The organism is Prosthecobacter vanneervenii, assembly GCF_014203095.1.
Lineage (GTDB): Bacteria > Verrucomicrobiota > Verrucomicrobiia > Verrucomicrobiales > Verrucomicrobiaceae > Prosthecobacter > Prosthecobacter vanneervenii.
The window spans coordinates 474,512-486,485 of sequence record NZ_JACHIG010000001.1; the positions used below are offsets into that span (position 1 = coordinate 474,512).

The 11,974-nt window shown below is 60.6% G+C and carries 10 protein-coding genes; 2 read left to right on the forward strand and 8 right to left on the reverse strand.

The genetic code is table 11. The features are described from left to right. Window positions 1–7 precede the first annotated feature (7 nt). From HNQ65_RS01690 to HNQ65_RS01700, 3 genes are all read right to left on the reverse strand, one after another. Entirely contained in the window at window positions 8–1,444 is a 1,437-nt protein-coding gene (locus HNQ65_RS01690) for a Gfo/Idh/MocA family protein (protein ID WP_184337727.1), read from the reverse strand. 96 nt (window positions 1,445–1,540) lie between these two features. After that, on the reverse strand, window positions 1,541–3,184 hold the full coding sequence (locus HNQ65_RS01695; RefSeq protein ID WP_221306011.1) for a sulfatase: 1,644 nt from the start codon (window positions 3,182–3,184) through the stop codon (window positions 1,541–1,543). A 133-nt stretch (window positions 3,185–3,317) separates the two neighbouring features. Then, window positions 3,318–4,799, reverse strand: a complete 1,482-nt coding sequence (locus HNQ65_RS01700; protein ID WP_184337729.1) for a sulfatase family protein — start codon at window positions 4,797–4,799, stop codon at window positions 3,318–3,320. A gap of 80 nt (window positions 4,800–4,879) precedes the next feature. Here HNQ65_RS01700 and HNQ65_RS01705 point away from each other — a divergent pair, with 80 nt between their 5' ends. After that, window positions 4,880–6,397, forward strand: a complete 1,518-nt coding sequence (locus tag HNQ65_RS01705; protein ID WP_184337731.1) for a Gfo/Idh/MocA family protein — start codon at window positions 4,880–4,882, stop codon at window positions 6,395–6,397. A gap of 34 nt (window positions 6,398–6,431) precedes the next feature. Here HNQ65_RS01705 and HNQ65_RS01710 read toward each other — a convergent pair whose 3' ends face one another. Genes HNQ65_RS01710 through thiD form a run of 3 tightly spaced genes read right to left on the reverse strand, consistent with a single transcriptional unit; the run spans window position 6,432 to window position 8,555 of the window. Beyond that, window positions 6,432–6,641 (reverse strand): hypothetical protein, encoded by a 210-nt coding sequence (locus HNQ65_RS01710; RefSeq protein ID WP_184337732.1) that lies wholly within the window; start codon window positions 6,639–6,641, stop codon window positions 6,432–6,434. A 7-nt stretch (window positions 6,642–6,648) separates the two neighbouring features. Then, window positions 6,649–7,746: a S41 family peptidase gene (locus HNQ65_RS01715; RefSeq protein ID WP_184337734.1), complete on the reverse strand. Its 1,098-nt coding sequence runs from the start codon at window positions 7,744–7,746 to the stop codon at window positions 6,649–6,651. Then, window positions 7,743–8,555, reverse strand: coding sequence for a bifunctional hydroxymethylpyrimidine kinase/phosphomethylpyrimidine kinase (gene thiD, locus HNQ65_RS01720; protein WP_184337735.1), 813 nt, complete (start codon window positions 8,553–8,555; stop codon window positions 7,743–7,745). The genes HNQ65_RS01715 and thiD overlap by 4 nt, the downstream gene beginning before the upstream one ends. A 185-nt stretch (window positions 8,556–8,740) precedes the next feature. On the opposite strand from thiD, the gene HNQ65_RS01725 reads away from it, so the two are divergent. Next, window positions 8,741–9,121 (forward strand): ApaG domain-containing protein, encoded by a 381-nt coding sequence (locus tag HNQ65_RS01725; RefSeq protein WP_184337736.1) that lies wholly within the window; start codon window positions 8,741–8,743, stop codon window positions 9,119–9,121. A gap of 50 nt (window positions 9,122–9,171) precedes the next feature. Here the strand turns inward: HNQ65_RS01725 and HNQ65_RS01730 are convergent, their stop codons facing one another. Beyond that, the gene (locus HNQ65_RS01730) at window positions 9,172–9,930 is read right to left on the reverse strand and encodes a formylglycine-generating enzyme family protein (protein ID WP_184337738.1); all 759 of its coding nucleotides are present in this window, start codon (window positions 9,928–9,930) and stop codon (window positions 9,172–9,174) included. A 10-nt stretch (window positions 9,931–9,940) separates the two neighbouring features. Then, a complete protein-coding gene (locus tag HNQ65_RS01735) occupies window positions 9,941–11,962 on the reverse strand; it encodes a prolyl oligopeptidase family serine peptidase (protein WP_184337740.1) in 2,022 nt (673 codons plus the stop codon). Window positions 11,963–11,974 lie beyond the last annotated feature (12 nt).

Here is an 11,974-nt window from a genome sequence, read left to right on the forward strand (position 1 = left end):
CGTTCCTTCAGCCCAGCTTCCACCCATCGCGTGGCACGCGGCTCAGGAAGCGATTGGCAGCCTCGTTGTTGGTGATGCGCATGGCTTTGGCATCCCAGACGATTTTGCCTCCGGCGCGGTGGGCTACGTTGCCGAGATGATTTGCCTCAGTAAGCGGGCCTGCATAGCTGAAGGGGCTGCCGGTGGGCGTGCCATTGCGGATGGCAGCAAGAAATTCGGCATGCTGCCCCGGGGAGTCGGCGATGAAGGGCTTCGGTGCCTGAAAGTCTTTGAAAGCTGCTTCCGGCAGCAGGAGGTGCTTGCTGTAATCTGAGAGCAGCATCCCTTTGTCTCCCACAAACAGCACACCACTGCTCCATTTGCTGATGATGGGATCATTCTTCCAGACATCGGGCTTGTCTGCACCCTGGTGCCAGTGGAGCTGGCAGGCCGGCATGTCGCCCCGTGGTCCGTATTCATACACGGCATGCATGGAGGCGGGAGCGATCTCTGGGTGTGGCGGCGGACCAAAAGCTTCGACACTGAGTGGCGCATCCAGTTTCAGCGCCCAATAGGGAAGATCATTCCAGTGGCTGCCTAGATCGGACATCGTGCCATTCCCAAAGTCCCACCAGCGGTACCATTTCGGGCCGGGGAAATAAACGCTGCTGTAAGGACGCATCGGTGCCGGACCGATCCAGAGATCCCAGTCGAGGTATGGTGGTGGCGTCTCGGCTTCGGCAGGACGTTCGGTGACGTGGACGATGTCTCCATTCTTTTCCGCCTCCTCCTTGCTCTGCAGCCCCCAGGCGCGCGAGACGCATACGTGCGCCTCGGTGACTTTGCCGATCGCGCCGCTCTGGATGAGCTCCACCACACGGCGGTAGTTGGGCATGCCATGAATCTGCGTGCCCATCTGTGTGACCACACCCGCTCTGGCGGCGGCCTCGGTGATGAAGCGGGCCTCGGCCACGTTATGGGTGAGCGGCTTTTCACAATACACCGGCTTCTTCATCAGCAGCGCAGGCAGTGTGGCGTAGGCATGCGTATGCTCGGTGGTGCTGATCACCACGGCATCGATCTCGCCAGCACTGACAGAATCGTACAGCTTGCGGAAATCGCGAAACTTCTGCGCCTTGGGAAAGGCGGCACCTGCGCGGTCGAGGTTCTCGCCATTCACATCGCACAGAGCCACCACGTTTTCACGCGGCTCGACTGCTGGCGGTGGCTGTATGCCTGCATCCGGCTTGCCAGCATTCTTTCCACGCGGCGGGGTGTATAGCGCCACACCGGTCAGCTCTTTGACATTGGCCGCGCCACGCCCGCCCACACCAATGAAGACGAGATTCAGTTTCTCATTGGGAGAGCGCGCACTGACGATGGCGGGAAATCCAAAGGCCGCAGCAGCCGTGGCGCTGCGGGCAAGGAACTGACGGCGGGAGGTGGCAGGCTGGCGAGCGTTCATGGTTGTGTGACTAGAACGCTGCTCGCGGAGCAGTTTCAGGAGGAAAGTTGCGGGATGCAGGTCGGGGCGCAGCCTCTCTGCCCCGTGACCCGGGCGCTATTCCGCCTTCTTCTTTTTGCCTTCTCCTGCTTTCTTCGGCTCATTCAGCGCCTTGTCAGGATCATACTTCGGATTGCGCTCCGGGATCTGTGCTCCGGTATCCTTGAGCCAGGCCATGAGCTTGTCTCGCAACTGCAGAGCACGCACGGAGTCAAAGGGGGCGCGGTTGTCTTCTTCTCCGGCGTCGAGCTTGAGATTGTAAAGCTCCAGATGGTTGTCCTCATGGAAGAGGATGAGCTTCCAGTCACCTTCGCGGATGGCGCTGTAGGGACGTGCGCTGCCGGGGTGGTAGTGTGGGTAGTGCCAGTAAATGGCCTCGCGTGCCAGCGTGTCAGTGCCTCCGAGCAGAGGCAGCAGGGATTCTCCATCGACGATCTGATCCTTCTTCAGCGGCGTCTGCGTGGCGGCCAGCAGTGTGGGTACATGGTCATAGGTGATGACCGGCACATCACAGGTGGTGTCCGGCTTCACCAAGGCAGGCCAGCTGACAATGAGCGGAATGTGCACACCACCCTCGTAGGCGCTGCCTTTGCCCAGGCGGGCAGGACTGTTGTCTGTGGGGCCGCGTGACCAGCCCTGGGGCCTGACGAGATGGCTCAGTCCGCCGTTGTCGCTGGTGAAGATGAAGAGGGTGTTTTCGCTGAGCTTCAGTTCGCTCAGCTTGGCGCGTAGTTTGCCCACGCTGTCGTCGATGCTCTCGACGAGCGCGGCATACACGGGGTTGCTGTGACCACCTGCGGGCTTTTTGGCCTGATACTTGGCGACGACCTCCGGCTTGCCCATGATCGGCGTGTGCACGCCGTAGTGCGGGAGATAGACGAAGAACGGTTTCTCCATGTTTTTTTCGATGAACTTCACCGCCTCGTCCGTGAGCCTGTCGCTCAGAAATTCATCCTTGGGGCCATCCGGCAGCGTGGCGATCTTGTAAGGGGAGAAATAGCTCGGCGGCGAGCCGATGTGTGCGCCGCCGATGTTCACATCAAAGCCCTGCTTGGTGGGGTAATACTCCTCCTCGCCAAGATGCCATTTGCCGATGCTGGCTGTGGCGTAACCACGAGTTTTGAGCCGCTCGGCGATGGTCTCTTCCTCCAGCGGCAGGTGCATTGTCCAGTTGGGAACGAGCAGGCGGCCATTGCTTGGCACATGACCGGCGATCCAGTCAGTGATGTGAAGGCGCGCAGGAGACTTGCCTGTCATCATGGCCGCACGCGTGGGGGAGCAGACCGTGCAGGCCGAATACGCCTGGGTGAAACGCATGCCGTCCTTGGCCAGTTGGTCGATGTGCGGCGTCTCGTAGTACTTTGATCCATAACAGCCGAGATCGGTCCAGCCCATGTCATCGATGAGCACCACGATGATGTTTGGCGGCGGCCCGGCAGGAAGCTGGGGCACCACAGGAACCTTCACCGGCGGCGGCTGGATGGGGGGCAGCGGAGCAGGCGGGGAAGATTCTGCAGCCGGAGCTGATGCCGGAGGGGCGGCGGGCGCTGGAGCCGCAGGCGTGGCAGCACCGGGGGCGGGGGCAGGTGCACTAGCTGCCGCTGGCACCGTCTCCGGATTGGTCGGTGCTGGCGCTGGAGCGGGAGTTTGAGCGATCAAAAGACCGGCACTGCAAAGGTAGGCGGCGAGAGTTCGAAGCATGAAATGGGAGTGATGGCTGATTAAATGAGACGCTGTCTCATTTCTGGATTTTGACAAGAGCGGATCTGCAGTGAGAGCGGATTTTAACAAAATAAGGTGAGTTTCAGGCGGGAAAACTGTCGCCCCGGCGCACTTACCTGATTTTCGCATCCGGCAGCTCGCTCTTCACCCCTTCATCCAGCGGCATCTTGTCCGTGTGGGCATCCAGTCCGGTGGCGAGCATAAGTTTGGCCAGTTCGCCTTGCAGCTCCTCGATCTTTGAGATCATCTCCGGCTTGCCAATGAGGTTCTTGGTTTCGCCTGGATCGTTTTTCAGGTCGTAAAGCTCTGCCATGTGCTTGTCGGCGGAGCCGTCTCCATGCGGATAGTGGATGAACTTCCAGCCGTCGGTGCGAACAGCGCGGACGTTTGGCGTGTAGGGGAACTGCTTTTCGTAGTTGTAGTGGTAGAACCAGCTCTGACGCCAGTCGGGATCGCCAGACTGCACCAGCTTGACGAATGATTTGCCGTGGATTTTAGGCAGGGCAGGAGCACCGCAGAGTTCCAGCAGGCTCGGGGCCACATCCACGGTAAGCACCTGCTTGTCGATGACCTTGGCAACCTTTGTCAGCTGCGGGGCGCGCACGATCAGCGGGATGCGCAGGCTGGCCTCATGGGCGGTGCGTTTGTCCACCATGCCGTCCTCGCCTTCAAGCAGGCCGTTGTCTCCCATGAAGACGATGATGGTGTTGTCCAGCTGCTTGGTCTCCTCCAGCCAGGCGCGCACGCGGGCGATGCTGTCGTCCACGCTCAGGATGGTGCCCCAGTAGCCGTGCACCATGTTTTCAAAGTCCTTCACGGCGGCGGGGCTGTCGTCGGGGAATTTTTTGCGCCACTCAAACAGCGGGCCGTAGATGCCGTGCCAGGTGTAGAGGCGCTGCTTGATCCACGCGGGCTTGTCCTCCAGCATGAAGGCGGTGGCTGGGTAGGGCACACGCACGTCGTCAAAGGCATGCTCGTACTTGGGTTCCGGTGTGTAAAAGCTGTGGGGTGCCTTGTGGCCGATGCAGGCGCACCAGGGTTTGCCGTCCTTTTGCTGCTTGAGCCAGTCCAGAGCCAGATCGGTGACGATGGTGGTGTAGTAGCCTTTGATGACCTCGCGCTTCTTGCCGTTGAGATTCCACTCGGTGTCGAAATACTTGCCCTGGCCCTTGTGGGTCACAAACATGTCAAAGCCGGGGCGCGGGTCGTCATTCTCCTCCCCCATGTGGTATTTGCCAAAGTACGCGGTGGCGTAGCCGGCATCATGCAGCACTGAGGGAAAGCTGCGCAGCGTGGCAGGGTATTCGGTGAAGTTGTTGGTGACGCCATGCACGTGTGCATAGAGCCCGCTGAGGATGGAGCCGCGGCTGGGGGAGCAGAGGGAGGTGGTGCAGAAGGTGTTGGCAAACCGCACGCCTTCACCGGCCAGGCGGTCGATGTTTGGTGTCTTCACATGTGGCGAGCCGTAGCAGCCGAGCGCATTTGGGCGCAGGTCATCGCAAAGGATGAAGAGTACGTTGGGCCTGCTCTCAGCGGCCAGTGACGATTGCAAAAGGACGAATGTCGAAAGCAGAAGGGTAAGAATGCGGATCATGGTCGGGCATTCTCAACGAAGGAATGGCAGGCTCTTTGTCAAAAAGGAAAGGCAGCTGCTTGTGTGGCGTTTGTCTGCACATGACCACGAACCGCCGCTCCTTCCTCAAGCAGTCCGCCGCAGCCACCACGGGTGTCTTTTACATCGCCAAAACCTCCTGGGCGCAGAAAAGTCCGGGAGACACCATCAATGTGGCCGTCATCGGTTTCGGCGGGCGCGGCGGCTCTCACATCAGCGGCTACAACAAGCTCAATAAAGACGGCGAGGGCGTGCGTGTGTCCGCCCTGTGCGATGTGGATAGCAAGATCCTCGAAAAAGGACTGCAGGGATACGACAAGGAGAAGATCAAAGTGCAGGGCTACAGCGATCTGCGGAAACTGCTGGAGAGCAAGGACATCGACGCCGTGAGCATCGCCACGCCAAACCACTGGCATGCGCTTGCCACCATCTGGGCCGTGCAGGCAGGGAAGGATGTGTATGTGGAAAAGCCGGTGTCCCACTGCGTGTGGGAAGGCCGGCAGATGGTGAAGGCTGCGCGCAAGTACAGCAAGATCGTGCAGACCGGCACGCAGTCGCGATCAAGCCGCAAGGGCATCGCCGAGGCGGTGAAGTATGTGCAGGAGGGAAACCTCGGCAAAATCCTGCTCTCACGAGGCCTGTGCTACAAGCGCCGCAACAGCATCGGCAAAACTGAAGGACCGCAGCCGATTCCGGATTCCGTCGACTATGATCTGTGGTGCGGCCCTGGCCCCAAAGGGCCTCTGCTGCGCAAGCAGCTAAAGTACGACTGGCACTGGACCTGGGCCTATGGCAACGGCGACCTCGGCAATCAGGGCATCCACCAGATGGACATCGCACGTTGGTTCCTCGGCGAGATGGAGCTCTCTCCCAGCGTGTGGAGCGTGGGCGGCCGCATGGGCTATGTGGATGATGGAGAAACTGCCAACACCCAGATCATCTACCACGGCTATGAAAAGGCCCCGCTCATCTTTGAAGTGCACGGTCTGCCGGATGTGAAGGATGGTAAAAACATGGACAAGCTCATGCAGACCAGCAAGGGCGTGAAGTTTCAGCCTCTCCCTGGCAAGGATGGCAAAGAAGGCGTGACCGGAGCAGGAGTGGGAGTCATCGTCGAGTGCGAAGGCGGCACTGTTGTTGTGCCCAACTACTCAGGCGCTGTGGTTTTTGACAAGGAAGGCAAGGAGATGAAAAAGTTTGAAGGCAGCGAGGACCACTTCAAAAACTTCATCAATGCCTGCCGCAGCCGCCGTGTGGATGATCTGCATGCGGACATTCTGGAGGGGCATCTCTCCAGCGCGCTCTGCCATACCGGAAACATCAGCCATCGGCTGGGCCAGAAGGAGAAGCCGGAGGCCATTCTCGAAAAGATCAAAGGAGACCGCTTTGCTGGCGAAAGCTTTGCCCGCATGCAGGAGCATCTGGGGAAAAACGAGGTCGATCTCGCCAAAGACATGCTCACTCTCGGCCCTGTGCTGAAGATGGATGGCAAGACCGAGCGCTTCATCGATCAAGACGAAGCCAACGCCATGCTCAAGGACAAGTATCGTCCGCCCTTTGTCGTGCCGGAGGAGGTGTGAAGCGCGGTGGGCGCTCCTGCCTGTCGATCAGCGCTCAAACTTCTCCCAGCAGCAGCCCGTAGGAGAAGTCGCTCACATGCATCTGCACACGCACGGAGGCGCCGTCCTTGAGCGGAAAGTCGGCCACGTCTCTTTCGATGCTGCCAAAGATCTCCTTGCCATTGGGCAGCACGGCGTGGCAGGTGCGCGGGCCCAGCACTTGTCGAATGGTGGCCACGGTGTAAATGCGATCGGCGATCTCCATGCTTGTCTTATTTCTTCAGGGGAATGGCACGGCGTGCCGGTGGTTCGCGGCTGGCGGGCGCTTTGCGATTCCAGTCGATTTTGGCAGCCTGAAACAGGCCGCGGGTGGTGATGAGGTCCACGGCACGCTGCAGCACGAGGTCTGAAGGCGGCGGCGAATCCTCCGGCAGAGGCTTGCCAGCGGAACGCTTGAGATAGGAGTCCAGCTCAGGATTCTGATTCGCCACCAGGGCAGCCTCATTGAAGCGCGGGCGCGGCTTGTCGGTGATGGAGCTTTTCACGTCCTTGGCATCAGTGGCGTGGTACACCTGGCGCTTGAGACTGGTGGGCATGCTGACGGCCAGATCAGGCTGCAGTCCTTTTTTGAAAACTGAGCTGTCATCCGTCAGCAGCACCTCGGCACGGGCAAAGCGGAGAGACCACTCTGCATCCACCGGCACCGTCTCATAGCGCACTGCGCCTCCGCGCGTGGGAGAGCCGATCAAGAGCGCCTGCTTCCGCAGACGCAGCACGGCGGCGATGGTTTCTCCGAGGTTGTTGGTTTCATTATCCACCAGCACAAAAATCTGCTGCGTCCACACAGGCTCGCGGGAGTTGGTCTCCACCTCGGCGGCGGTCTGCCCCATCTGCTGCATTTTGAAGAGAACCTCCCCCTTCGGCACAAACAGGCTCAGCATGTCTGCGGCATCATTGAAGTCACCAGGAGGTGCGGGGCTGCGCAGATCGAGGATGAGGTGGGCGACTTTCTTTGCAGCAAAGTCCGTGAGATGCTTTTCCATCTCCTTCGTCTCCTGCGGGGTGTACTCTCGTGGGCGCAGGTAGCCTGTCTGCGGAGTCAGCAGCTCGGCCTGCACCCCGGTGAGAGCGCCGGATTTGGCCTCGGCGGTGCGGGGCACCAGCTCGGCGCCGAAGTCCAGTCGCTGCAGCAGGCCGGAAAGTGCCGCGCGGTTCAGCACATCAAAGGTCAGATCGCTGCTGCGGATGTATTCCTTTTGCAGGATGCGGAAGGCTGACTGAATGCCCGCCTGGCTGATGTCCTTCGGCGCCGTGCCGCTGGCGGCAAAAACGGAGCTGCTCAAGGTCAGAAGGATGGCGAGTCGTCTCATTCGGCGGTTTGCTGGAGATGATTGAGAGCATGTACGGGACCTGCGCCAGCACTTTGCCACACGAAATGCTGGGCTATGGCGCGGCTGACAAATTGCTTGGCCTGTGCCACAGCCTCATTCAGCGCCAGTCCATGCGCCAGCCCTGTGGCGATGGATGCCGAGAAAGTGCAGCCGGTGCCGTGGGTGCGAACACCGGGGGTCCGTGGTGCGGTATGCCAGGAGAGTGTGCCATCCGCGCAGAGCACATCGGCGGCATCGCCTTTGAGGTGGCCGCCTTTGACCAGCACCGCTGTACCAAAGCGCCCGCTCAGCTCCTGAGCACAGGCCTCCATGTCCTCGATGCCGGACACCTCACGCTCCCAGAGGACGCGTGCCTCATCCAGATTGGGGGTGATCAGGGTGGCCAGAGGCAGCAGTTCATCGATCAGGGTGCGCACGGCGCTGTCTTCCAGCAGTTTCCCGCCACTGGTGGCGATCATCACCGGGTCCACGACCAAAGGGATGCGCCCGTGTCCGAGTTGCCTCCACGCCTCAGCCACAGCCCGCACCTGGGCCTGCCCGCCGAGCATGCCGGTCTTGGCCGCAGCAATGGGGAAACCGCCAAAGAGCACACGCATCTGATCCACAATGAACTCCGCATCCATCAGACGTACCTGAGAGACGAGTCCCGGGGTCTCGGACACAATGCTCGTGAGAGCGTTCAGCCCGTAGCCGCCCAAGGCCGAAATGGCCTTCAGGTCCGCCTGCACCCCAGCACCACAGGAAGAGTCTGAGCCTGCGATGGAGAGAACGGGGGGAGGAGGGGGCATGAGAGTGGGAGGTGTGATGGTAGGAAACCAGCCGCTTTTTGCAAATGCTGCCTCCGCTTCCTGATGGGTGCGAACTGCTGCGCAGGCACGGTCTCGGAAGGGGATTTCCCGTTCTTGAGTGGCGGGTTACAGGATTTTACAAACCCCGGCTTGTGACTTCACACGTATTTGTTACACTAAACTTTATGAATTTCGAACCGTTGCCTGGACTCTCGGTCACGGTGGACAGCGTCTCCTACGATCCCACGCGGCCTGCTCCGCCTGACCGGCCGCACCCGTTTGTCTATCACCTCTCGATCCACAATGCCTCGCACGACGTCGTGCGCATCTTTGGCCGCAAGTGGATCGTGCGCGACACGGATGGCGACACCATGGTCGTCGAGGGGGATGGCGTCGTGGGCCAGTTTCCCAATCTCTCTCCCGGGGAAACCTTCAGCTACAACTCCTACCACGTCATCAAGACCGAAAGCACTGCCACAGGTTCCTTCTTTGGCACCACCCCCGACGGCCGCCGCGTCTGCACCCGCATCCCGGCGATTGAGATGCATCCGCCCATGCCGGCGTGAGGAAGGCAAATCGCTGTTACTTGGCGGGTCCCGCTCGTTGTGAGTCCGGACTACTCCTCACACACAATCCGAAACCCCACGCTGTCGAGGTGCACATTGTGCGGGTCGGGTCCGCGAAATGACGCCAGCAGGCGTTTTTCGCTTCCTGCTCTGAAGGATCCGCCGCGAACTATGCGCAGCGTGTTTTTAGGCGGGTCGTACCAGCCGTCCACCCACTCCCAGACATTGCCGGCGAAGTCGTGGAGACCATTCGCATCGGCGGGGTAGCTGCCCACAGGCGCGGTGTCGGCGTAGCCGTCGTCCACCTCCAGCCATTGGGCGTCGTAGCTGGCGTGGTACTTTTTGCCAAAGGCCTCGTCGCAGAAATTGCCCGAGTCTTTGGTCAACGGCCCAGTGCCCCAATGATGCATGCCGATGCTGGGGGGCTGCTGGTTTGGTGGGATGTCCGGCTTCTCATGCAGGCCAGCGAGCAGGCTCCACTCCTGATCGGTGAGGAGGCGGTACCTGCGGCCTTCCTTTTGGCCCAGCCATTCACAGAAAGCCAGCGCCTCGGTGAAGCTGACATTGACCGCAGGATGATCCGGCGTCTGTGAAAAGTCAGGCTTCTTCCATTCGGTGTTTGTCGCGACGGCAAAGGGCTGATAGTCCTTCACGCGCGTCTCAAAGCGGCACACCAGCACCTTGAGTCCGGGCACGCGGACAAACGGCATTTCCAGGCTGTTGGTGAATGCCGTTTCGACTTTGGCCTGCTGCGCACTGGCATAGTGCGCGAGTAGCAGCAGGGCAAAGGCGGTGAGCGTGCGCAGCATGACAGAATGGTTACTTCTTGGCAGCCGGTGCGGGCTTCCACTCCCAGCTCTCGCCAAAGAAACCGGCATCGCTGATGCCGCCCGGGGCCTGGCTGGTTTTGGGCTTGGTGAGGTCGATCACCGCCCAATCTGGCAGCTTGGCCACCTGGCGGGCGTTGTTGAGGTAGTCGTATTCGCGGTAGGTGAAGCTGCTGTTGATCACCACATACTTTGTGGGATTGAGCGGGTTCGGGTAGATGAGCACTGGGGCGCTCGTGGTGGCATCGTAGGTTTTGCCATTGGCCACCAGCTTGTCCTTGGACCACTGGATGGGCAGCTTGTCGGCGATCTTGGCCAGCACGGCATTGCTCTGCGGATCTCCCCACAGCACGAGGTTGCTGGAGGCGATGTCGGCGTCACTGACGGCAGTGTCATCCTTGGTCGGGGCATCGCCACGGAACTGGCGGCGCCATTCGAACTGCGCGCGCTCCAACTCGGCCTTGGCCCAGGCGTCCACTTTCTCGCCGATGCCGGGCTTGGTGGGTTTCACAAAGAGAAACTTGTCCATGAAGGCGTCGTCGATGGGACCTTCGAGAGCGTGCTTCTTCACGAGCTTGCCATCTTCCTGATTGTCCAGCGTCTGGGTCCATTTGCCATTCTTGAGCTGAAAATGCACCAGCCAGGAACGGTCCAGCTTCGGGCGGGTGACTTCAAGGAGCTGGCCGTCGATGCTGACCACTGGCTTGAACAGCAGGGGCATGGGGCAGTGGCCGGAAGGCATGTCCAGCGTGAAGGCGGTGATGTTTTGCAGCTTGATGGTGATCTCAGACGGGCCGGTGATGCGGGCATGGATGCGGCCGCGCTCCCAGTGCTGCTCCAGCGCATCCACCGTGACCCAGTGCATGTGATTGTAACGCAGGAACCATGTGGAAAGGTGGATCTCCTTGGGCACGCGATTGCGGCCCATGGCGGCGATGCTGGCCAGGCGCTTCTCGATCTCGATGAGGGAGTCGGGATGAATCTTGTGCGCGGTCTGAGGGCCGATGATGTGCAGCAGGTCCACATTTTCTCCGCGCAGAGCTTTCTCCATCATGTCGGCGGCCTGCTTCTGTTTGTCGATCTCGCCGCTGTAGGCCACCGTCGGGCAGTTTTCCAGATTGAGGGCGTTGTCCGTGGCATTGTACCAGTGCCACAGCTTCTGCTGATACCAGGGGGCGCCGCTCACATCTTCATTCTGAAAACCGCCGAGGAATTCGGGCGTCTCAGAGAATCCAGCGCCAGGATTCGCGCCGCACCATTTATCCGCGTAGTTCACCGCAAACTGCCAAGCGGCAGCACCGCCCATGCTGAAGCCGCGCACGATGATGCGGTCTTCATCCACGGCGTAGAATTTGGATGCGTGGTCAATCGCTTCCAGCAGGTCGATCTCGCCAGCAAATTTGTTGGCGCAGCAGTAACGGCCGTAGGGGTGCAGCACGAGCGCCCCCTTGGGCGAGATCTGCCCGACCTGCTTGCGTCGCTGGTCCAGGAAGGCGAGCTCGCTGAGCGTCTCACCACGGCCATGGCACCAGATGTCCAGGCGCACCGGAGCACCCACGTAGCTCTCTGGGATGACCATGCCGTAGGGCTGCACGGAACCGTCGATCTTGGAGCGGTAGGCGCGCACCACGAGGCCCTTCTGCTTGGTCCATGGGGCCTGGCCGCCTTTGAACTGCTCGGCGCGTTGCATGCCTTCGGCCAGAATCTCATCGGCGCTTTTGAGTTCACCCAGCTTGTGCACCTCGTTGTAGCGCAGCGCCCAGTCCACGGCCTTGTGGTAGATCTCGATGTCTGGCAGCAGATCGGCGTGCTGCGGATTTTTGGCCTGAGCTTTGGCTGCTTCATCGATGGCCGTGCGGAGCTTCTTCAGGCCTTCGGTGAGGCGGGCACGATCTGCGTCAGGCACTGCCACGCCGGGAGGCGGCACTGGGCGGACGTTGTCGGCTGAGTTGTCCTTGGGACCATCCGCAAAGGCGGATGTGAGGGCGAGAAGGGGAAGGAGGAGGCGCTTCATGGCTGGCGGTTG